The organism is Brevibacterium siliguriense, assembly GCF_900105315.1.
Lineage (GTDB): Bacteria > Actinomycetota > Actinomycetes > Actinomycetales > Brevibacteriaceae > Brevibacterium > Brevibacterium siliguriense.
In genome coordinates, this window is the sequence record NZ_LT629766.1 from 2573717 (window position 1) to 2595093 (window position 21377).

Below are 21377 nucleotides of genomic sequence, written 5' to 3' on the forward strand. Positions count from 1 at the left end.
GCTCTGCATTCGACCAGTCTGCCGCCCCGCTCGTCCGATTCAGATCGGAGGTGCGGACTCGACGGAGGGCTGTGGCCCAACATGCTTCTGCCTGATCTAGCCGAGTGGTCGCAACTCCATCCACGCCCTCAGCCTGAGCCCGAATGCCTGGGCCCGTACTCGACGGTCTCGGGTGGTGTCGTTCTGCATGGCGGGACGGGTGTCGGAAATCGCCCCCATGAGTCTCGAATGTTGAGATCTTCGGGTCAAACCATGGTCCTGACCGATTGGTCTGTATAAATTGTTCCTGCGCACTCCTCGATGGTATACCAATGTGGCTTGCCGTCCTGCGCCCCTGCAACTCGACAATGAAGTGAGGAGCTGACCATGACCGTGGCCAGCGGTTCGGCCGACTACATCGGCCTCGCAAATGCCCCGATACTCTGGATACTCGCAATGGCGGTGATGGGCGTCGTAGTCGTGCAGTCGCTCATCTACATGACTGCGGTGAAGAAGAACGCCGCGTCCGCGGGAATGAGCCAAGAGGAAGTCCGTTCGGCCTTCCGCGCCGGCGGAGTCGCCGCGATCGGACCATCCCTGTCGGTGGTGCTCGTCGCTATCGCCCTCCTGCCGCTGTTTGGCACTCCCCCGGTCATCGTCCGCGTCGGACTCATCGGATCCGCCGCCACGGAGGTGGCCTCAGCGTCACTGGCGGCCGGCACCATGGGAGCGAATCTCGGCGATGAGACCTTCACCCGCGGAGTGTTCATCGTCGCTCTCATGGCGATGAGCCTCTCGGGCGCAGGCTGGATGATCTCGACCCTCATCCTCACCCCGATCTTCAAACGCAGCTCCCACAAGCTCGAGAAGGTCAACCCCGCGCTCATGTCGATCATCCCGGGCGCCGCACTGCTCGCAGCGTTCGCTGCCCTGACCTTCCGTGAGCTGCCGAAGTCGCCGACACATGTCATCGCCGTCATTGTCTCGGCGGTAGTGATGAGCATCTGTCTGCTGTTGGCCAAAACGCTCAAACAGCACTGGCTGAAGGAATGGGGACTGGGATTCTCCCTGCTCATCGGTCTCGTCGCTGCCTATTTCGCCCACTACGCCGGTCTCGGACTGCCGGAAGCCTGAGGAGAGACCATGTCATCGATCATCACATCACCCTCACACGCGGCATTCGAACGCACGACCGGCCGGTGGGGTTCGATCACGCTGTTCATCGGATTCCTCATCGCCACCTCGGTGCCCTTCTATCTGCTCTTCGTTGCGGATGCGAACATTGATTTCGGGGAGATCTTGAAGGGATTCCTCGCCGTGTTCGCCGTCTACGGTGTCTTCTACATCGTCGAACCACTCACCTACTTCCCGATCCTCGGGCCCGCAGGCATGTACCAGGCCTTCATGATCGGCAATGTGTCGAACAAACTGCTGCCCTCGGCGATCGTGGCTCAGGACGCAATCGGGGCGAAGCCGGGCACACGCAAGGGCGAGTATGCGGCAACGATGGCGATCTGCGGAGCCGCGATCATCCACGTCGCCTCAATGGTCCTCTTCGTCGGCATCCTCGGCACCTGGCTCGTCGCCCTCATTCCCGAGCCGATCACCCTCGTCGCGAAGCTCTACATCCTCCCGGCCATCCTCGGCGGCGTCACCGTCCAGCTCATCGCATCACTCAAACAGCTGAAGTCGACGCTCATCGCCCTCGGTATGGCGGCGCTGGTCATCCTCGTCCTCGTGCGGCTGGTTCCCGTGCTCGCGCCCGGCGACGTCGCCATCGTGGTGTTCCTGACCATCCTCATCACCTGGTTCACACGCAACAAGTCGGTCACGGACAAGAGACCCGACAGCGACGGCACCGACACTGTCGGCATCAACTGACGGCTGACAACGGACTTCGGTCGGTGTTCGTCCGCCGAGACCGACCCCCCCACATCCGACAATTCCTGCCAAAATGGCATCAGACCACTGCTGAAAGGACATCATGTCTCTCAATCCCGCTCTCCGCGCGTCGATCAGCGCCGACCTCGACCAGACGATTGCCGACTACAAGCACTTCCACCGCACTCCGGAACTGTCGATGCAGGAGACGAATACTGCCGCAGAGATCGCCTCCCGGCTCCAGGCCCTCGGCCTGCAGACACACATCTTCGGCGGAACCGGAGTCGTCGCTGTGATCGAGAACGGTGCCGGTCCGGTCATCGGCTACCGTGCCGACATCGACGGACTGCCGATCACCGAGGACACCGGATACGACTACGCCTCCACTGCGGAAGGCGCTCTTCCCGACGGAGAGACCACGAAGGTCATGCACGGCTGCGGCCACGACACTCACATCACCGTCGGTCTCTACCTCGCCAAGCACCTCGTCGCACACAGGAACCTGTGGTCGGGAACCGTCGTCATGCTCTTCCAGCCCGGTGAGGAGACCGGCCAAGGTGCGCGCGCCATGCTCGATGACGGACTGTGGGATGAGATCGTGCGCCCCGAGGTCATCTTCGGTCAGCACGTGTGGCCCGGTGCCGCCGGCCACCTCTACGTCAGCAGCGGCACCGCCATGGCGATGTCCGACTGCCTGCGCGTGACCGTCAAGGGCAAGCAGGCGCACGGGTCCCAGCCGGAGAACGCGATCGACCCGATCGTCCTCGGCGCCTATATGATCACCCGGCTCCAATCGGTCGTGTCACGCGAGATCTCGGGCCGCGACATGTCGGTCGTCACTGTCGGGACCTTCCACGGCGGACTCAAAGAGAACATCATCCCCGACTCCGCCGAATTCAAACTCAATATCCGCACCTTCACCGAGGAAGTCCGTGCAGTCGTCCTCGACCGGGTCAGGCGCATCATCCTCGCCGAGGCCCAGGCGTCCGGAGCTCCGGAACCCGAGATCGAAGAGATGTATCGGTTCCCGCGCTGCTTCAACGACCCCGAGGAGACCGAGTCGTTCCTCACCCATGCCGGAGCCGAACTCGGCGCCGAACAGGTCCACCTGACCGAGCCGGCCACCGGCAGCGAGGATGTCGGAGCGTTCGGCGATGACATCGGCGTCCCGTACGTGTACTGGTTCTTCGGAGGCTACTCCCCCGAGAAGTTCGCTGACGGTCAGACCCCGCCCGGGAATCACTCTCCGTTCTTCGCTCCCGACGATGTCGAGACCACTCTCGAGACCGGCATCAGAGCCGCGCTGTCCGCGGTGCTGAGCAAGGTCGGAAAGGACCGCGAATGAGCGAGGAGATGCTGTGGTGGTCGACCCGTGAGCTGGCCGGCCGAATCGCCGCCAAGGAGGTCTCGGCCCGGGAGGCTCTGCAGGCTCATCTTGACCGCATCGATGAGGTCAACCCCGTTCTCAACGCCGTCGTCACCCGCGACGACGAGGCCGCCTTCGCTCGGGCCGAAGCCGCCGATGCTGCGACCGCTCGCGGGGAGAGCTTCGGTGCTCTGCATGGAGTGCCGATGACCCATAAGGACACTCACGATACGGCGGGAATGCGCACGACCTGGGGCTCGCCGCTCATGGCCGATCGAGTGCCCGAATCAGATGCGCTCATCATCGGCCGTCTCAAGGCCGCCGGAATCACGACGACGGGCAAGACGAACGTGCCCGAGTTCGCCGCCGGCTCCCACACATTCAATGAGGTATTCGGCACAACCGTGAACCCCTTTGACCGGACGAAATCGGCTTCCGGATCCTCCGGTGGCGTGGGTGCAGTGCTCGCAGCCGGGATCCAGGCATCAGGTGACGGCTCCGATATGGGCGGATCACTGCGGTCGCCCGCATCGTTCAACAACGTCGTCGGTCTGCGGCCGAGCAACGGCCGTATCCCACATGTTCGACCGGGCAACCCCTATGCGTGGCTCGCGCAGAGCGGGTTCATGGCTCGCACGGTCGCCGATGTGGCGCTGCTGATGTCCGTGGCCTCCGGACCGCATGCCTCGGCGCCGGGATCGATCCTCGAGCCGGGCGGTGTCTTCGACCTGCCGGAATTCGCTCTCGATGCCCACCGCTCCCCCGACCTCAGCGGTCTGCGAGTCGGCTTCAGTCCCGATCTGGGCGGATTGCTGCCGGTCGAGACCGAGGTGGAGGCGATCGTCGCGTCCGCTGCTCAGGTGTTCGGCAGCCTCGGTGCTCATGTCGACGATGAGATCCCGAACTTCGCCGACGCCGATGAGGTGTTCAACGTCCGCCGTGCCCTCGACTTCGTCGGCTCCTGGGGCGAGCTGTATGAAGCGCACCCGGACCAGATCAAGGAATCGGTGAGATGGAACATCCGCATGGGCCTTGACCTCACCGGAGCTGAGGTGGCGTCGGCAGAGACCGCACGCGCTCGCCTGCACGGTGAGATCGACCGCTACTTCGCCGACCACGATGTCCTCGTGCTCACCACCTGCCAGGTTCTGCCGTTCGATGCGGACATGGAGTATCCGACGCAGATCAACGGGGTGCAGCTGGACAACTATCTCGATTGGATGCGGGCACTGTGCCTGATCTCGGCAACCGGATGCCCCGCGATCTCGGTGCCGGCCGGGTTCTCTGATTCGGGCCTGCCCGTGGGGGTGCAGATAGTCGCGAAACCAGGTGCCGATGTCGAGCTGCTCCGAGTCGCTCATGCCTTCGAAGCTGCAACCGGTCACCACGTTCGGCATCCTGAGTTCTGAACGGAGATCCGCGCGGAATTCGCCCGCAGGTATGGCCTGAAGGTGAGCAGAAACTAAGGCAGGTATGGCAAACCTGCGCAGAGTTTGCCGAGCCTTTCCACACTGGAACGGTTCTAGAAAAGGTGTCAGGATAGTGACTAAGCAGGCGGAATGGATCCGCCTCGAACTGCAAAGGAGTAAAAGATGCACCTGAGCCCCGCAATGCAGAAGGTTCTCAACGAGCAGGTCACGCTCGAACTCGAAGCCTCGTTGGTCTACCTCCAGCTCTCCATCCAGCTCGATGATCTCGATCTGCCCGGAATGACGCGCTGGATGCGTGCGCAGTCCGAAGAAGAGCAGGTTCACGCCGCAAAGTTCACCCAGCACTGCCTCGACCGTGGATTCGCCCCGCAGATCGGCGATATCGCCGCTCCGAAGGTCTCCGGTTCGCAGCCGATCGACTACTTCAAGGCCGCACTGGCCCACGAGGAGAAGGTCTCCGAGTCGATCCGGAACCTCTACCGCACCGCTCAGTCCGAAGCTGACCTCGACGTCCTGCCGTTGCTCCACTGGTTCATCGACGAGCAGGTCGAGGAAGAGTCGAGCATCTCCGAGATCATCGGTCGCCTCGAGCGCGTCGGCAGCGACGGCGCCGGTGTGCTGCGCATCGACTCCGAACTCGGCTCACGCCACCCCGACATCACCGCCGACGGCGAGTGACAATCGCAGACTGACTCTCGGTCTCAGCGCTCACAGCGAGCGTCCTGAGTCAAGCGGGTATGTGATGCGAGAGATCAGCGGCCGATCCCATTCTGGGGTCGGCCGCTTTGCTGTCTGGAATCGAGCGAGGGCCAAAAAGTTCCACGCTCAGCCGAGCATGAACTGTCCGACGAGGAGGACGACCGGCATAGTCAGAAGCATGACGACGGTCTGTCCGGCGATGAGGGCGGCGATGAGCTTCGCATCTCCCCCGAGCTGTCGGGCCATGACATAGCCGGAGCTGGCCGTGGCGATCGACTGGAATATCAGCCCGACCAGCGCGGGCACCGTCGGTACGTCGAGCACGAACAGAGCCGTCAGCGACAGCCCCGGCAGCACGAGCAGTTTGATGAACGTCGAGATGACGATGGCCCGGGCATGAGCACGCATGGAGAATGTCTGCAGGCCGGCGCCGACGCACAGCAGGCCGATTGGCAGCGAGGCGGCCGCCAAGGGATCGAGAACAGTCGCCGCCACGTCAGGCAGGCCCAGACCGGTGATGTTCGCCACGGCTCCGGCGATGCAGCCGAGCACCAGAGGATTCGTTGCGATCGCCCTCAGCAGTGCGAGCAGCGAACTCGGTCCCGTGCGCAGGAACTCGAAGCCCAGGCTCGAGATGACATTGACCGTGGGGACGAGGATCGCGGCGGCGATCGCGGCCACGGCACTGCCCTCGGGTCCGAACAGACTGCCCGCCAGGGACAGGCCGATGTAGGTGTTGAAGCGGATTCCGCCCTGCAGCACGGATGTGAAGGCGGGAAGATCGCGGGCGATGACCCGGCGCGTCAGAACGATGCCCAGGGACACGATCACGGTGGGAATGACGAGTGCGGCGGCCAGGCGTGCGAGCGGGACATGGGCCACGTCCACCTCAGCGACGGAGGTGAAGAGAAGTGCCGGAAGCAGGTAGTAGTACGCGAGCTTCTCCGCGCCCGACCAGAACTCCGGACTCCGAAATCCCGGCAGCCTCTTCAACACGAGGCCGAAGGCGATGAGCACCGTGACGGGAAGGAGGGCGAGGAGTATGGGAACCAAGCTCACAGACTGAGAATTTCATGAGTTCGGAATCATTTCAAAGTTGAGTGTGTTTGACTCAATGTAGGACCCGAACGAAAGGAAGCACATGGCTACACGTTTCGACCCCATCCGTGATCTCGACCGATTCTTCTCCGAGGTGACCCGCACACCCAACGGAACCACCCTGCCGATGGACCTCTACCGTGACGGTGAAGTTTTCATCGCTCGCATCGACATGCCCGGAGTCGATCCGAGCAGCATCGATGTCGATGTCGAAGACCGCACGCTCACGGTTCGCGCTCGCCGCGAGTCCGAGGTCGCCGACAAGGACGTGAAGTGGCTGACCAGGGAACGTACCAACGGCACATACGCCCGCCAACTCACGCTCGGCAACCGCGTGGCCCTGGACCGCATCCGCGCCGACTACAGCGATGGCGTCCTCACACTGACGATCCCCGTCGCCGAGGAGGCCCGCCCACGGAAGATCTCCGTGTCGCACTCCTCGGGACAGACCGCCCCCGAGGTCGTCGAATCGTCCTCGTCGGACGCACCCCGCTCCCCCGGCGTCGAGAGCTGAAACCGGCGCTGACAGCGGGCCGCACCTGATACGGGTGCGGCCCGCTTCGTTCGTTCAGCGCCGTTCGAGAAGGTAGGCCAAGCACATATACGGCAGATGGACCGTGTCGGGAATCGGATGTTCGTCTCGCAGATATTCGCGCAGATTCGATTCGACTCGAGCCCGCGTCTTCTCGTTCGAGCGCAGCCAATAGGATCGTGTCCGAGCTAGGTCGACGATGCCGTCGACGGACAGCTCAGTGGTGAATTCGACGAGCGTGTGGTCGATGAGAGTCAGTCCGGCTCCCGGCTGAGGCCGGTACTGCGGACGGTACACATCTCCGGCATGCATGATCCGGCTCAGACGCAGCACCCAGTCGATGCGGACATCGAGTTGGTTGATGAGGATGAGGAGCCGGCCGCCCGACTTGAGGATGCGGGCCACCTCGGCGGCGGCTTTCGCTTCGTCGAACCAATGCCAGGCCTGTGCGACGGTGACGAGGTCGAAGCTCTCCGCCTCGAGGCCGGTGTCCTCAGCAGTGCCGACCACGGTGGGAGCCGGATTGCGTTCGAGCGCAACGGTGTCGGGATCGACGGCGATGAGATCGGTGCCGAGCGCGCGCAGCCGACGACTGAGGATCCCGGTGCCCGCGCCGAGATCGCACACTCGCAGATCGGACCATTGTCGGTCCCAGCCGGTCTGTGCCAGATCGAGCGCCGCTTCGGGATAACCGGGACGCACCTCGTCGTAGACGCCAGCCTGGGTGCCGAAACCGCGGCCGTGAGCGGCCTGCGCACGTGGTCGCACCATCTGGAGCCTGCCTTTCACCGAGTCTGCACCGGTCGTCGCCGCGACCGCTGCAGACCACTCTAGCGTCGTCGGCATTCGACGAGTCGATAGGATGGAGTCAACGGCCAGTTCCCAGCCCCGAGGAGTCAGCATGTCCGCACCGTCCGATCTCCAGTCCAAACTGGATGAGGCCTCCGCCGCCTACGAGGAATTCGCCTCGCGCGGCCTCGCCCTCGACATCACAAGAGGCAAGCCCGCCCCGAGCAGCTCGACCTTGCTGCCGATCTGCTCACCGCGGTCAGCAGCGACGATTACCTCAGCCCCGGCGGTGTCGACACCCGCAACTACGGCGGTCTCGACGGACTCATCGAACTGCGGGAGATCTTCGCCCCGCTGCTCAAGGTGCCGGCCGAACAGCTGCTGGCCGGAGGCAACGCCTCACTGACATTCATGACCCAGGCGCTGACCTTCGCGCTCATGCACGGAACAGCCGTCGATGACCGTCCGTGGGGCAGGGCCCGCACAAGCTGCTGTGTCCTGTGCCCGGCTATGATCGCCACTTCACCCTGGCCGAATCCCTCGGCTTCGAGCTGCTGACCATCCCGATGGACGAAGACGGTCCGATCGTCTCCGAGGCGCAGCGCCTGGCCGAAGATCCGGCAGTCAAGGGAATGTGGCTGGTCCCGATGTATTCCAATCCGACCGGGATCACTATCACCGAGGAGCGGGCGCGGGAACTCGCGGCCATGCCGACGGCTGCGCCGGATTTCGCTCTGCTGTGGGACAACGCCTACGGGGTCCACCACCTGCGAGAGAACCATCCCGACAATCTCGACATCCTCAGCCTGTGCGCCGAGGCGGGTGATCCCGAACGAGCATGGATCTTCGCCTCGACATCGAAGATCACTCATGCCGGAGCCGGAGTCTCGTTCTTCGCCGGCGGCCCAGCCACGGTCGACTGGATGCGCGCGAACCTCGGGAAAGTCTCGATCGGTCCCGATAAGATCAACCAGCTGCGCCATGTCCGGTTCTTCTCCGACACAGCCGGGGTCGAAGCTCATATGCGCAAGCACGCCGAGATCATCGCCCCGAAATTCGATGCCGTGCTCAAAGCGCTGGAGGACGGACTCGGAGCGGACGAACTCGCGCAGTGGACCTCACCGGACGGCGGCTACTTCATCACTCTGACGACGATGGAGGGCATCGCCGATCGGGTCGTCAAGCTCGCCGGCGAGGCCGGTGTGAAACTCACACCTGCGGGAGCAACCCACCCGTACGGCCTCGACCCGCACAACAACATCATCCGCATCGCCCCGACGATGCCGACCCTCGACGAGGTCGAACTCGCAGCGCAGGGGCTAGTCGCATGTGTGCGACTGGCCAGTTATGAGAAGCTGCTGGCAGGCTGACCTCCAACAGATCCTGCAGGCTGAGACAGGTCCGCCCCGAACATTTCGGTTCGGGGCGGACCTGTCTTATTCGGAGGCTTCGGGACTGATCCCGGCTAGGCCGGTTTCAGTGCCGATGCGGTTCTCAGTATTCGTAGAACCCGCGCCCGGACTTCACGCCGAGCAGCCCGGCATCTACCATGCGGGAGAGAAGGACCGGAGGCTTCGCGGCCGGGTCACCGGTCTCCTCATACATGCTCTCCGCAGCATAGAGGCAGGTATCGAGACCAACTAGATCGGCGAGTTTGATCGGACCCATGGGGTGGGCGCAGCCGCCGACCATTCCCGCGTCGATGTCCTCCTTCGTCGCGAACCCGGATTCGAGCATCCTGACCGCGCTGAGCAGGTACGGGATGAGCAGTGCGTTGACGATGAATCCGGGCCGGTCATCGGCCTGGATGGGGTTCTTGCCGAGCACATCGGCGACGAACGTGGTCACGGTGTCGCGGACATCCTCTGCGGTGAGAACCGAGGAGACGATCTCCACCAGCGGCTGTACGGGTGCCGGGTTGAAGAAATGGACGCCGAGCACGCGTTCGGGACGTGAGGTCGACTGGGCGAAGCGGATGATCGGCATCGACGAAGTGTTCGACGCGAGGATCGCCTCCGGGGCGGTGACGACCTTGTCGAGTTCGGCGAAGATCGACTTCTTGATGTCTTCGTTCTCGCTCGCAGCTTCGATGACGAGCTGACGGTCGGCGAGATCGTTGATATCGGTGGTGAACCGCAGCCGGCCCAACGCCTCGTCGCGGGCAGCGGCATCGAGCTTGCCCTTGTCCACAGCGCGAGCCAGGGACTTCTCGATCCGGGCGCGACCGGCAGCCGATGCCTCGTCGTTGATCTCACGGACGATGACGTCGAGACCGGACTTCGCCAGCACCTCGGCGATTCCGGCTCCCATGAGTCCGCTGCCGATGACGGCTGTGCGCTGAATGCTCATAAACTTCTCTTTCTTGCTCGATCTGGTCGACGGTGTGCGAGTTGATGGTAGGCGAATCGATCCGCTCAGGTCATCCGTGCGAGGAACCAGTCAGCCGAGCGGATCGCCTTCATGGCTTCTCTCCGGCGCTCGGAGGGCAGGGCCTGGATGTAGACCTGCCCGTCGAGGTGGCCCACTTCGTGCTGGAGCATCTGGGCGAAGACTTCCGAACCTTCGATTTCGATGGGCTGATTCTTCGCATCCACCCCGCGCACCCGAGCGAACTCGAAGCGCGGGGTGGGGAAGAACAGTCCGGGGACGGAGAGGCAGCCTTCTTCGATATCTCGCTGCTGTCCTCCGAGTTCGACGATCTCCGGGTTGATGACATAGCCGGTGCGGCCGTCGAGGTCGTATCCGAAAGCCCGCAGACCGACGCCGATCTGCGGGGCGGCGACGGCCGCGCGGCCCTCGGGCCGTGCGGTGTCGACGAGGTCGGCGGCCAGTGCTTCGACGTGTTCGTCGAAGACCGTCACCGGCTCACACTTGCTGCGCAGCACGGGGTCGCCCCACAGCCGGATCTCGCGTTCAGGCATCGATCACCACGACGAGGTCTCCGCCTTCGAGCTGCTGGACGTCGGCGATGGCCACACGGGAGACGGTTCCCGCCGTCTGCGTGGTGATCGTCGCTTCCATCTTCATGGCTTCGATCGTGGCAACGGTGTCGCCGACGGCGACCTTGTCGCCCTCATGGACCTGCATGGTCACGACACCGGCGAACGGGCTGCCGACATGGCCGCTGTTGTTCGGATCGGCCTTCTCCGCGGTCTTGACTTCGCTTTCGACAGACCGGTCGCGGACCTGCAGAGGACGCAGCTGTCCGTTGAGGGTGAACATGACCGACCGCATTCCGCGCTCGTCTGTTCCGCCGATGGCCTGGACGCCGATGAGCAGGTTCTTGCCCTTCGCCAGCTCCACGGCGTGCTCTTCGCCGCCGGCGAGTCCGTAAAGGTACTCGGAGGTCTCGACGACGGAGAGGTCGCCGTAGTTCGAGCGCATCGTCTGGAACTCCTTCGTGGGCCCGGGGAACAGCAGCTCGTTGAGCTTGTCCTTCCGGTCCCGGCCCGGGGTCTCCAGCGCTTGTGCATCCGCGGGTTCGAGGTGCTCGACGAGCGGCTTGGCGGAGCGACCGGCCAGGGCCTTCGTGCGGAACGGCTCCGGCCATCCGCCCGGAGGGTCTCCGAGGTCGCCGTTGAGGAATCCGATGACCGAGTCCGGGATGTCGAACTTGTCCGGGTTCTCCGCGAACTCCTCCGGTGCGACTCCGGCGCCGACGAGGTGGAGAGCCAGGTCGCCGACGACCTTCGAGGACGGGGTGACCTTGACGAGGTGGCCGAGGATCGAATCGGCGGCCGCGTACATGTGCTCGATGTCTTCGAACCGCTCCCCCAGTCCCAGTGCCACGGCCTGCTGACGCAGGTTCGACAGCTGGCCACCAGGGATCTCATGCCGGTAGACGCGACCGGTCGGTCCGGCCAGTCCGGACTCGAAGGGCGCGTAGAGTTTGCGCACCGATTCCCAGTAGGGCTCGAGGTCGCTGACGGCGTCGAGGCTGATGCCCGTGTCGCGGTCGGTGTTCTCGAAGGCGGCGACGAGGGCGGAGAGGCTCGGCTGGCTCGTTGTTCCGGCCATGGCCGCCGAGGCGGCATCGACGGCATCGGCACCGGCAGAAGCCGCAGCATAGAGGGTGGCCAGCTGTCCGCCCGCGGTGTCATGCGTGTGGACGTGGACGGGCAGGTCGAAGTTCGCCCGCAGAGCCGTCACGAGCTTGGCCGTGGCGGCGGGACGCAGCAGTCCGGCCATGTCCTTGATGGCGAGCACATGAGCCCCTGCGTCGACGATCTGCTCGGCCAGGCGCAGGTAGTAGTCGAGGGTGTAGAGCTCTTCCCTCGGGTCGAGGATGTCGGAGGTGTAGCACAGGGCCACCTCGGCCAGCGACGTGTTCGTTCCGCGCACGGCCTCGATCGCCGGGCGCATCTGCTCGACGTCGTTGAGGGCATCGAAGATGCGGAAGATGTCGATGCCTGTGCGAGCAGCCTCATCGACGAAGGCGTCGGTGACCTCTGTCGGGTACGGGGTGTAGCCGACGGTGTTGCGTCCGCGCAGGAGCATCTGCAGGTTGATGTTGGGCACGGCTTCGCGCAGTGCCTCGAGACGCTCCCAGGGATCCTCCCCGAGGAAACGCAGCGCCACATCATAGGTGGCACCGCCCCAGGCCTCGATGCTCAGCAGCTCCGGCGTCATCCGGGACACATGACCGGCCACTGCCAGCAGGTCACGGGTGCGCACGCGGGTGGCGAGAAGAGATTGGTGGGCGTCGCGGAACGTCGTATCGGTGACGGCCAGAGCGGTCTGTTCGCGCAGTGCGCGGGCGAAGCCCTCGGGCCCGAGCTCGGCGAGGCGGTCGCGGCTGCCCGCAGCGGGGGCCGCGGAGAGGTCGATGCTCGGCAGCTTGTCGCCGGGGCGGATGCGCAGACCCGGTTCGCCGTGGGGCCGGTTGACCGTGACATCGGCGAGGTAGTCGAGCAGCTTCGAGCCGCGGTCGGCGCTCACTCGGGCGTCGAAGAGCTGCGGGCGCTCTTCGATGAAGGAGGTGGACAGGTCGCCGGCGACGAATGCGGGATCGTCGAGGACGGCCTGCAGGAATCCGATGTTCGAGGACACGCCGCGGATGCGGAACTCGGCCAGGGCGCGCTTGGCACGGCCGACGGCCTGAGCGAAGTCGCGGCCGCGGCACGACAGCTTCACGAGCATCGAGTCGAAGTGGGGGCTGACGGCGGCGCCGGCGTGCACGGTTCCACCGTCGAGGCGCACGCCGGCACCTCCGGCAGAGCGGTAGGCGGTGATGGTTCCCGTGTCGGGACGGAACGAGTTCGCGGGATCCTCGGTGGTGATGCGGCACTGCAGGGCGGCACCCTTGATGCGCATCTCGTCTTGGCGCAGGCCGATCTCCTCGAGGCTGGCACCGGCGGCGATGCGCATCTGCGATGCCACGATGTCGACATCGGTGATCTCCTCGGTCACAGTGTGCTCTACCTGGACGCGCGGGTTCATCTCGATGAACACGTGCTTTCCGGCGCGCGGGCCGTCCGTTTCGAGGAGGAACTCCACGGTGCCGGCGTTCTGATAGCCCAGAGCCTTCGCGAATTTCAGGGCGTCTGCGTGCAGTGCGGCAGAGATCTCGGGATCAAGGTTCGGAGCCGGAGCGATCTCGACGACCTTCTGGTGACGGCGCTGAACCGAGCAGTCGCGTTCGAACAGGTGGATGGCGTTCGAGTCGTTGTCGGCCAGAACCTGGACCTCGATGTGACGGGGGCGCTGTACGGCCTGTTCGATGAAGACCGTGGGATCGCCGAAAGCACCTTCGGCTTCACGCATAGCGGCCTTGAGAGCGTCCTCGAGATCCGAGGCCTGTGCCACGCGGCGCATTCCGCGTCCGCCGCCGCCGGCGACGGCCTTGACGAAGAGGGGGTATTCCATCGACTCGGCATCGGCGAGCAGCTGCGCGATATCGGCCGAGGGGCGGGTGGAGTCGAGCACCGGGATGCCGGCGCTGCGTGCGGCTGCCAGCGCCTGGACTTTGTTTCCGGCGAGTTCGAGCACATCGGCCTTGGGCCCGATGAAGGTGATGCCCGCGTCGGCACAGGCGCGTGCCAGATCGGGGTTCTCGGAGAGGAAACCGTAGCCGGGGTAGATGGCATCGGCGCCGGCTTCCTTCGCCACCCGCAGCATCTCTTCGACGCTGAGGTATGCGCGGACAGGGTGACCCTCCTCGCCGATCATGTAGGCTTCGTCGGCCTTCATGCGGTGTTCGGAATTGCGGTCCTCGTAGGGGAAGACTGCGACTGTGGAGGCTCCGAGCTCATAGGCGGCACGGAACGCGCGGACGGCGATCTCTCCGCGGTTGGCCACAAGAACTTTAGAGAACATAGGTGTCTCTCACTTCTGTATCGGCCGCACTGGGCGACTGTTCGACAAGCTGTCGGGAACATACTCTACTAAGTGACCTGGAACACCTCTGCGACCGGGGGGTGCACTTTGGACTGAGACGTGAGTCTCGGCGTGGTCGGCACGGCTCGGCAGCCGCCGATACGTTAACGTAGGAGGGTGCTTGTCCTAAGTATCAGCAGCCTCAAAGGCGGAGTCGGTAAGACATCCGTGACGCTCGGTCTGGCATCGGCGGCCTACAACAGGGGAATTCCCACCCTGGTCGTCGACATGGACCCGCAGGCGGACTCGTCGACCGGCCTCGATGTGCCGACCTCGACGCGTGTCGACATCGCCGATGTGCTCGCTGCTCCGAAGTCCCAGAAGATCCTGTCCGAGGCGATCATCCCCTCCGGGTGGGTCGGCGACAGGCTCGGCCACCTCGATGTGATCTCCGGTTCTCCGCGAGCCGCAGAATTCGATCGGCCTTCGCTGTCCGAGCGCTATCTGCGTCGGCTCCAAGATGCCCTGACTCGGATCGCCAAAGGCTACCGACTCGTCCTCATCGACTGTCCGCCCAGCCTCAACGGTCTCACCCGTACTGCGTGGTCGGCGAGCAATCGGGTCGCGGTCGTGACCGAGCCCAGCCTGTTCTCCGTCGCCGCTGCCGACCGTGCCCTGCGTGCGACGGATGAGCTGAGGCAGCGTGGCGCCTCCGACCTGCAGCCTCTCGGCCTGGTCGTCAACCGAGTGCGTGCCGGTTCGACGGAGCATGACTATCGCATCCAGGAGATGCGTGAGATGTTCGGTCCGCTCGTGCTCAATCCGCCTCTGGCCGAACGCGCTGTCCTGCAGCAGGCTCAGGGGTCGGCGCGTCCGATCCACTCCTGGCCCGGCAAGCCCGCCGAGGAAGTCTCCGGGTCCTTCGACGCTCTGCTCGAACGTGCGCTGCGGTCGGAGAACATCCGCGGTCGGCGTGGTGTCGCCCCGGCGAAGAACGGTGCTCAGCAGTCCGAGAAGAAATGACTCTCTAGCCGCCGCCTCCCCAGCATCGATTCGACTGCCGTCGCGAACTCAGGTTCGCGACGGCAGATCTGTTTTCGCAGCCATCCGAGAACGTCACGTCCTCGCGATCAGCACAGCGGGGACGAAAACCGAGGCGGTCCGCTCGAACTGAGCGGACCGCCTCGGTGGTGGTGTGAGTTCTCTGCCGGGTATCAGCCGGACTTACGTGCGCGACGGGCGGCGAGTTCGTCCATGGCCTCGAGCGCCGCGTCGTCTTCGGGGATGCGTTCGCTCGGGAACTCGGAGAGCGTGCCTTCGACTTCGTTCCAGACTCGACCGACGGCGATGCCGAATACGCCCTGCCCGCCCTGGAGGAGGTCGACGACCTCATCGGGTGACGTGCACTCGAAGACGCTGGCGCCATCGGACATGAGCGTGATCTGAGAGAGATCCTCGACGCCGCGGGAACGCAGGTGTTCGACCGCTGTACGGATCGACTGCAGTCCGACGCCGGTGTCGAGGAGCCGCTTGACGATCTTGAGGACGAGGATGTCACGGAAGCTGTAGAGACGCTGGCTGCCGGATCCGGTCGCATTGCGGATCGACGGGGTCACCAGATCGGTGCGCGCCCAGTAGTCGAGGCGACGGTAGCTGATGCCGACGACCTTGCAGACGGTGGGACCGCGGTAGCCGGCCTCTTCATCGAGTACGGGCAGATCATCATCGAACAGCAGCCCTTGGGCCGCTGACGGCATCGGCGTCATGTCGACGCTTTCATGACTTGAGCGGTTCACACCGACTCCTCCTTAAAGTCCCTGGGGGAAGCGAAGGTCGCTTGGAAGGACCGAGAACATAGCCATTCTAGCCCTCTTCCCAGCGAACCTACAGTGGGATTCAACAACTCCAAGTTATTCTGCCGCCCCGGCCAGGACAAACACCTCGATGTAACAATTTCCGCGTGTCGCCGTTACCGCAGTATTCGAACATGTCACATGGATGTCATTCAGGCGGCCGGCCGCAGAATGTGGCGGGCCGATCAGGCCGAAGTCGACTGGCTCTCGCTGCCCGATTCCGGTTCGTTCCCGTCTGCGCAATTCTGCGACCTCGCGGCATCCTTGCCCTTGTCCTTCGCGGCATCGCGACCCTTCGCCGCGTCCTTCTCGGGGTCCGCTTTCTTCGGCTTCGCGCTCGTCAGCAGCTTCGTCTTGACCGTCGACGCATAGGTGTCTACGTATTCCTGACCGGACAGGCGCATGATCTCGTACATGATCTCGTCGGTGACCGACCGCAGCATGAAACGGTCGACCGGAAGACCTGAGTACTTCGAGAAGTCCATGGGCGTTCCGAAGACGACCCCGACACGCCGGAGTTTGGGGACGAGGCGGCCGGCAGGCTGCAGCTTGTCCGTGCCGATGATCGCCACGGGAACCACCGGGGCACCGGACTCGAGGACGAGACGAGCGATGCCGGTGCGTCCCCGATAGAGCTTCCCGTCGGGCGACCGCGTGCCTTCGGGATAGATGCCCAGCGAATTACCCTCCCGGAGGACCTTCAGGCCCGATTCGAGCGAAGCCTGAGATCCCGAACCGCCGCCGCGGTCCATGGGCAGCTGATTGTTGAGCTTGAAGAACCAGCGGGTCACCGCGCCTTTGATTCCGCGACCCGTGAAGTAGTCCTTCTTCGCCAGGTACACGACTGGGCGCGGCGCGAGCAGCGGGACGAAGATCGAGTCCATGAAGTGGTTGTGGTTTCCCGCGATGATCGCTGGACCCTCGGCCGGCAGATTGTCCACGCCGCGCACCCACGGACGGAAGAGGATGCGCAGGATGGGTCCGGCAAGGACTCGCTTGAGAAACCAGTAGAACACGCGCACCCTTCCGACTACGACTCTTTGTCGTCCTCGGCAATCATATATCGAGAAGAACCGTGAACAGCGAAGTCCACCGACGTCACAATCGTGCCATGCTGGAACCATGGAGATCGATTTCACACTCAGGCAGGATCCGACGGCCGCCTACCGCAGCCTCGGTGGCGGCTCATCTGCCGCGGTCCTGTTCCTGCACGGGATCACCGGTTCTCCCGTCTCCTGGGTGCCGATCGCACGAGCGATCGCGGATGAGGGCATCGACGTCAGCGTTCCGCTGCTGCCCGGTCACGGGACCACGTGGCAGGACATGATCGCCACGGGCTGGGCCGATTGGCTCGGCGAGGCGCGCACGGAGTTGGGCCGACTGCAGGCCGACCATGACCGGGTCGTCGTCGCCGGTCTGTCGATGGGCGGGGCCCTGGCTCTGGCTCTGGCCTCGGCCGAGGGCGCGCCCGACGAGGTCATCGTCGTCAACCCCGCTCTTTACGTCGACTCCCCCTTCGCTCCCCTGCTGCCGGTGCTCAAGCATTTCGTCCGCACGATTCCGTCCATCGGCGGAGACATCGCCCACCCGGACCGCGACGAGTACGCCTACGACCGGACACCGTTGGCTCCCATGGCCACGTTCCATCGCGCGCTGAGCATCGTGCGCGAAGATCTGTGGAAGATCGACTGCCCCGTCACCGCCATGATCTCCGGAGAGGACAATGTTGTGGGCCCGCGAACGCTGCGTGCGCTGCGCTCGGACCTTCAGCACCCGCCGCGCACCGTCGCTCTGCGCCGATCCCGACATGTGGCGACGCTTGATTTCGATGCGAACACCATCGCCGAGGCGGTCCTCCAGGCAGTCCGCACCGAGGCGACTGTCCCTTTCCCGTCGGAGACCGGGGAATAGCTCGGTCGGAGGAATTGCTGGAACAGATATGAACGACGACGGCAGCGCTTCGACTCCCGACGACGAGGGCCGGGAGGATTGGCGACGAGACGTTCCCGATCCCGAGAGGATCGGACACGACCGATCACGCATCAGCGACGAGGAGTGGGACGACCTCGTCCGGCAGATCGCCGAGCCCTCGGCGACGATGGGTGACATCCCCGCCGAGGATGTTCGCGACGCCCTCGAGGACGCCGAGCATTGGGAGCCCGGACCGGCCGAACCGATCGGATGGCGCACCGCTTCGCCCACCCTGGTGCTGTCCTGGGCGGCAGCTCTCGGCGCCGTCGTGCTCCTGCTCATCGGCGTCATCTTCTTCCGCCCCTTGCCGGGCTGGTACCTGCTCATCGGCCTGGCCGTCGGCATCGGCGGCGCGATCGGCTTGTTCTTCCACCTGCCGAACCATCGTTCACCCGACGACGGCGACGGATCCTCGGTGTGAACGACCGGACCTTCGGTGCGAACGACGCTGTCTGCTCGTGTCAGCGTCACCTGAGAGACTGAACATCATGACCGTCCCGTTCGACCGCGCTCCCAGCGCACTGCACAACACTCAGCTGTCATTCGACAGTCTCGGCACTCCCCTGTCAGACGTCACCTTCGTCATCGTCGACCTCGAGACTACGGGCACCCGAGCCGGGCAGTCGGAGATCACCGAGATCGGTGCGGTCAAGACACGCGGCGGCGCAGTCATCGGCGAATTCCAGACCCTGGTCAAACCCGAACACTCGGTGATCAGCCCATTCGTCGCCCGACTCACCGGCATCACTCATGCGATGGTCGATGACGCGCCGTCGATCAGCTCGGTTCTGCCAAGCTTCCTCGAATTCTCCATCGGCGCGGTGCTGGTGGCCCACAACGCGCCCTTCGACATCGGATTCCTCCGCTCGGCCTGCGAACGCCTCGACTACCACTGGCCGGCACCCACAGTCCTCGACACCGTAACACTGGCCCGCCGCGTCATCGGCCGCGATGAGGTGCGCAACCACAAGCTCTCGACCCTCGCCGCTCATTTCGGCACCCAGGTCGAACCCGATCACCGTGCGCTCTCCGACGCTCGTGCGACGGGAGAGCTCCTCCACCACCTCTTCGAACGCTTCGGCGGCTACGGTGTGACGACTCTGGAGGAGCTGTCCACCGTCCGGCAGTCCGGATGGGCGAAGCGACAGGCGAAATCCCATCTGGCCAAGGGCGTTCCCTCCGAACCCGGCGTGTACATGTTCCTCGACGGCACGCGCCGTGTCCTCTACATCGGCAAGTCCGGAGATATGGCCAGGCGAGTGCGCGGGTACTTCAACGCTTCGGAGAACCGAGGCCGCATGGCCGAGATGATCACCGCGGCACAAGAGATCAGCTGCCTCCCCTGCGCCCACGCGCTCGAAGCCGAAGTCCGTGAGATCCGCCTCATAGGCGAACTGGCGCCGCCATACAACAGGCGGTCGAAGAACCCGGAGCGCAATTCGTGGATCGTGCTCAGCGATGAGCTCTTTCCGCGACTGTCGGTGGTCCGAGCGAACTCGGCTCTCGAACGCTCCCCTGCTCCGCCGTTGGGACCGTTCCGATCGCGGAAGTCCGCACAGGCGGTCAAAGAGCTCCTCGACACCCTCTACCCAGTCAAGAGGTGCACGGCGACGATCACGAAGCGCAGCCTCGGCGACCACCGTCCCTGTGTGAGTGCCCAGGTCGGTCAATGCGGCGGTCCGTGCACAGGGATCACGGATCCAGAAGACTACCGGAGTTCCATCGGTGAGGTCTTCGATCTGCTCGCCGGTGATCTGTCGTCGCTGCAGCGATCGGCCGCAGAGCGGATGCAGCGGCTGTCCGGTGAGGCCAGATTCGAAACCGCCGCCGAGGTCAGAGACTCGATGCGGTCGGCGGTATCGACCGCGGCCCGGGCCGAACAGGTGACTGCGCTGCGGAGGGTTCCCGAAATAACTGCGGCGGCACCCGGTTTCGACTCCGGCTGGGACCTGGCGATCATCCGCTACGGGAAGCTCGCCGGTGCCGCCCATGTGTCGGCCCGGTCCGCCCTGGACGACTCCCTGACGGCGCTGAGGTCGACGGCCGAATGGGTCCCTGCCCCCGGGGCGCTGCCGCAGGAGACGGATTCACTTCCGGAGGAGACGCGGCTGCTGGCCGGCTGGTTGGAGACCGCCGAACTCATCTCCGTGCTCCCCGCAGACGATCGTGGCTGGTCGCTGCCACGAAAGGGAGCGACCAGCCACGCCCACAGCTCAGGAGCGGTTCGTCTCAGCAACCCGGTGTGAGACGTCGATGAGCTGCTGGAGCTTGTTCGCTCCGCCGCCGTTGTCGATCGTCTCCACCGCGGTCTCAAGTTTGAGAGCCAAGCGTTCGGTGAAGGTGCCCACAGCCGATTCGTCGGCGGCCACGAGAGCCGCTGCGGCGTTGACCGCCACGATGTCGCGCACGGCGGATCTCTCACCGCCCAGCACCGCTCGGGTGATGGCGGCGTTCTCATCCGGACCGCCGCCGCGCAGATCGTCCTTCGTCGCGCGTTCGATCCCGAGGTCGAGTGCGTCGAAGGTCGTGTGTTCGATCTCGCCGTGACGGACTTCCCACACATCGTTGACTGCGGTGTTGCTCAGCTCGTCGAGGCCATCACGTGACCGGAACACCACGGCCTGGTGCCCGCGCTTGGCCAGGGTGCCGACGACAAGAGGCGCCATCTGAGCGTCGGCGACGCCGATGGCCGTATGGCGGGCCCGAGCCGGATTAGTCAGGGGGCCGAGGATGTTGAAGGCGGTGGGGACGCTGATCTGGCGCCGCACCGCTGCGACGAACTGCATCGACGGGTGGAAGACGTTGGCGAAGCAGAAGGCCAGTCCGACCTCTTTGGCGATCTGACCGGTCTGTTCGGGGGTGATGTCGAAACGTACGCCGAGTGCTTCGAGCACATCGGCCGAACCCGACGCCGAGGATGTCGCGCGGTTTCCGTGTTTGACGACCCGCTGGCCGGCCGCGGAGATGATCATGGCGGCAGTCGACGAGATGTTCGCCGTTTTTGCGCGGTCACCTCCCGTGCCGACGATGTCGACGGAGTCTTCGAGGCCGGGCAGGGGAACGGCGTGGTCCATCATCGCCGCAACCAGGCCGGCGATCTCCTCGACCGTCTCTCCCTTCGTGTGGTGCGCGGAGAGAAATGCGGCCATTGTCACATCGGCGGTCTTGCCCGACATGATCTGGTCCATCGCCCAAGCCGCCTGAACGCCGTCGAGGTCCTGCTGATGCATGAGAGCCATGAGCAGGTCGGGCCAGTTCACATCGGCAGCCGGAACCGTGGTGCGGGCCTCGGACGCCTGGGCGGCCGAGGTGGTCATGGGCGTGGAATCGGTCATCCGTTTGAACTCTCACTAGGCGCTGCCGCCGCCCCGACACATGGGGCGGACCTTACCTGCGGCATACTATCGCGACTTCGACACGCGGGCGGAAGCCGGTTCCGAAACGAGATTTCGGCACCAGATCGC

Annotated in this window: 18 protein-coding genes and 1 pseudogene; 11 read left to right on the forward strand and 8 right to left on the reverse strand. The window is 64.6% G+C overall.

Features of this window, described 5'->3' with window-relative positions:
• The first annotated feature begins 366 nt into the window (after positions 1–366).
• The 5 genes from BLU88_RS11405 (at position 367) to BLU88_RS11425 (ending at position 5334) form a co-directional block, all read left to right on the forward strand.
• A complete protein-coding gene (locus BLU88_RS11405; RefSeq protein WP_092013873.1) occupies positions 367–1113 on the forward strand; it encodes a DUF5058 family protein in 747 nt (248 codons plus the stop codon).
• Between the two features lie 9 nt (positions 1114–1122).
• Positions 1123–1860 carry a hypothetical protein gene (locus BLU88_RS11410; RefSeq protein WP_092013876.1) on the forward strand — a complete coding sequence of 246 codons (738 nt, stop codon included), beginning with the start codon at positions 1123–1125 and terminating at the stop codon, positions 1858–1860.
• A gap of 103 nt (positions 1861–1963) precedes the next feature.
• Positions 1964–3205: an amidohydrolase gene (locus BLU88_RS11415; protein WP_092013879.1), complete on the forward strand. Its 1242-nt coding sequence runs from the start codon at positions 1964–1966 to the stop codon at positions 3203–3205.
• A complete protein-coding gene (locus tag BLU88_RS11420) occupies positions 3202–4635 on the forward strand; it encodes an amidase (RefSeq protein WP_092013883.1) in 1434 nt (477 codons plus the stop codon). The genes BLU88_RS11415 and BLU88_RS11420 overlap by 4 nt, the downstream gene beginning before the upstream one ends.
• Before the next feature lie 183 nt (positions 4636–4818).
• A complete protein-coding gene (locus tag BLU88_RS11425) occupies positions 4819–5334 on the forward strand; it encodes a ferritin (RefSeq protein WP_092013886.1) in 516 nt (171 codons plus the stop codon).
• Positions 5335–5481: 147 nt separating this feature from the next.
• Here the strand turns inward: BLU88_RS11425 and BLU88_RS11430 are convergent, their stop codons facing one another.
• Complete coding sequence (locus tag BLU88_RS11430; protein ID WP_092013889.1) at positions 5482–6414, reverse strand: AEC family transporter; 933 nt, start codon at positions 6412–6414, stop codon at positions 5482–5484.
• An 82-nt stretch (positions 6415–6496) separates the two neighbouring features.
• On the opposite strand from BLU88_RS11430, the gene BLU88_RS11435 reads away from it, so the two are divergent.
• Positions 6497–6967: an Hsp20/alpha crystallin family protein gene (locus BLU88_RS11435; protein WP_092013892.1), complete on the forward strand. Its 471-nt coding sequence runs from the start codon at positions 6497–6499 to the stop codon at positions 6965–6967.
• 54 nt (positions 6968–7021) lie between these two features.
• Here the strand turns inward: BLU88_RS11435 and BLU88_RS11440 are convergent, their stop codons facing one another.
• Positions 7022–7831, reverse strand: coding sequence for a class I SAM-dependent methyltransferase (locus tag BLU88_RS11440; protein ID WP_231939375.1), 810 nt, complete (start codon positions 7829–7831; stop codon positions 7022–7024).
• 189 nt (positions 7832–8020) lie between these two features.
• Here BLU88_RS11440 and BLU88_RS11445 point away from each other — a divergent pair.
• A pseudogene (locus BLU88_RS11445) lies at positions 8021–9144 on the forward strand (aminotransferase class I/II-fold pyridoxal phosphate-dependent enzyme).
• Between the two features lie 124 nt (positions 9145–9268).
• Here the strand turns inward: BLU88_RS11445 and BLU88_RS11450 are convergent.
• From BLU88_RS11450 to BLU88_RS11460, 3 genes are all read right to left on the reverse strand, one after another.
• The gene (locus BLU88_RS11450; protein WP_092013895.1) at positions 9269–10123 is read right to left on the reverse strand and encodes a 3-hydroxybutyryl-CoA dehydrogenase; all 855 of its coding nucleotides are present in this window, start codon (positions 10121–10123) and stop codon (positions 9269–9271) included.
• Positions 10124–10188: 65 nt separating this feature from the next.
• Complete coding sequence (locus tag BLU88_RS11455; protein WP_092013898.1) at positions 10189–10695, reverse strand: peptide deformylase; 507 nt, start codon at positions 10693–10695, stop codon at positions 10189–10191.
• The gene (locus tag BLU88_RS11460) at positions 10688–14089 is read right to left on the reverse strand and encodes a pyruvate carboxylase (protein ID WP_092013901.1); all 3402 of its coding nucleotides are present in this window, start codon (positions 14087–14089) and stop codon (positions 10688–10690) included. Before BLU88_RS11460 ends, BLU88_RS11455 begins: the two co-directional genes overlap by 8 nt.
• Positions 14090–14266: 177 nt before the next feature.
• On the opposite strand from BLU88_RS11460, the gene BLU88_RS11465 reads away from it, so the two are divergent.
• A complete protein-coding gene (locus BLU88_RS11465; RefSeq protein ID WP_092013904.1) occupies positions 14267–15112 on the forward strand; it encodes a ParA family protein in 846 nt (281 codons plus the stop codon).
• Between the two features lie 191 nt (positions 15113–15303).
• On the opposite strand, the gene BLU88_RS11470 is transcribed toward BLU88_RS11465, so the two are convergent.
• Entirely contained in the window at positions 15304–15885 is a 582-nt protein-coding gene (locus tag BLU88_RS11470; RefSeq protein WP_025778331.1) for a MerR family transcriptional regulator, read from the reverse strand.
• A gap of 242 nt (positions 15886–16127) precedes the next feature.
• Positions 16128–16958 (reverse strand): lysophospholipid acyltransferase family protein, encoded by an 831-nt coding sequence (locus BLU88_RS11475; protein ID WP_092017437.1) that lies wholly within the window; start codon positions 16956–16958, stop codon positions 16128–16130.
• Positions 16959–17064: 106 nt separating this feature from the next.
• Between BLU88_RS11475 and BLU88_RS11480 the strand changes: the two genes are divergently transcribed.
• The 3 genes from BLU88_RS11480 to BLU88_RS11490 all read left to right on the forward strand — a co-directional run bounded on the left by BLU88_RS11480 (position 17065) and on the right by BLU88_RS11490 (position 20159).
• Positions 17065–17853 carry an alpha/beta hydrolase gene (locus BLU88_RS11480; protein WP_092013906.1) on the forward strand — a complete coding sequence of 263 codons (789 nt, stop codon included), beginning with the start codon at positions 17065–17067 and terminating at the stop codon, positions 17851–17853.
• Positions 17854–17881: 28 nt separating this feature from the next.
• Positions 17882–18334 carry a hypothetical protein gene (locus tag BLU88_RS11485; RefSeq protein WP_092013908.1) on the forward strand — a complete coding sequence of 151 codons (453 nt, stop codon included), beginning with the start codon at positions 17882–17884 and terminating at the stop codon, positions 18332–18334.
• Between the two features lie 67 nt (positions 18335–18401).
• Positions 18402–20159, forward strand: coding sequence for a DEDD exonuclease domain-containing protein (locus tag BLU88_RS11490; RefSeq protein ID WP_092013911.1), 1758 nt, complete (start codon positions 18402–18404; stop codon positions 20157–20159).
• Here BLU88_RS11490 and trpD read toward each other — a convergent pair.
• Positions 20127–21248 (reverse strand): anthranilate phosphoribosyltransferase, encoded by a 1122-nt coding sequence (gene trpD / locus BLU88_RS11495; protein WP_407922832.1) that lies wholly within the window; start codon positions 21246–21248, stop codon positions 20127–20129. The two genes, BLU88_RS11490 and trpD, sit on opposite strands and share 33 nt — an antisense overlap.
• Positions 21249–21377 lie beyond the last annotated feature (129 nt).

Excerpts from the sequence above, each read along its gene's own strand:
- BLU88_RS11405 (WP_092013873.1), top strand. The coding sequence starts at position 367 with ATGACCGTGGCCAGCGGTTCGGCCGACTACATCGGCCTCGCAAATGCC.
- BLU88_RS11410 (WP_092013876.1), top strand. The coding sequence starts at position 1,123 with ATGTCATCGATCATCACATCACCCTCACACGCGGCATTCGAACGCACG.
- BLU88_RS11415 (WP_092013879.1), top strand. The coding sequence starts at position 1,964 with ATGTCTCTCAATCCCGCTCTCCGCGCGTCGATCAGCGCCGACCTCGAC.
- BLU88_RS11420 (WP_092013883.1), top strand. The coding sequence starts at position 3,202 with ATGAGCGAGGAGATGCTGTGGTGGTCGACCCGTGAGCTGGCCGGCCGA.
- BLU88_RS11425 (WP_092013886.1), top strand. The coding sequence starts at position 4,819 with ATGCACCTGAGCCCCGCAATGCAGAAGGTTCTCAACGAGCAGGTCACG.
- BLU88_RS11435 (WP_092013892.1), top strand. The coding sequence starts at position 6,497 with ATGGCTACACGTTTCGACCCCATCCGTGATCTCGACCGATTCTTCTCC.
- BLU88_RS11440 (WP_231939375.1), bottom strand. The coding sequence starts at position 7,831 with ATGCCGACGACGCTAGAGTGGTCTGCAGCGGTCGCGGCGACGACCGGT.
- BLU88_RS11450 (WP_092013895.1), bottom strand. The coding sequence starts at position 10,123 with ATGAGCATTCAGCGCACAGCCGTCATCGGCAGCGGACTCATGGGAGCC.
- BLU88_RS11455 (WP_092013898.1), bottom strand. The coding sequence starts at position 10,695 with ATGCCTGAACGCGAGATCCGGCTGTGGGGCGACCCCGTGCTGCGCAGC.
- BLU88_RS11460 (WP_092013901.1), bottom strand. The coding sequence starts at position 14,089 with ATGTTCTCTAAAGTTCTTGTGGCCAACCGCGGAGAGATCGCCGTCCGC.
- BLU88_RS11480 (WP_092013906.1), top strand. The coding sequence starts at position 17,065 with ATGGAGATCGATTTCACACTCAGGCAGGATCCGACGGCCGCCTACCGC.
- BLU88_RS11485 (WP_092013908.1), top strand. The coding sequence starts at position 17,882 with ATGAACGACGACGGCAGCGCTTCGACTCCCGACGACGAGGGCCGGGAG.
- BLU88_RS11490 (WP_092013911.1), top strand. The coding sequence starts at position 18,402 with ATGACCGTCCCGTTCGACCGCGCTCCCAGCGCACTGCACAACACTCAG.
- trpD (WP_407922832.1), bottom strand. The coding sequence starts at position 21,248 with ATGACCGATTCCACGCCCATGACCACCTCGGCCGCCCAGGCGTCCGAG.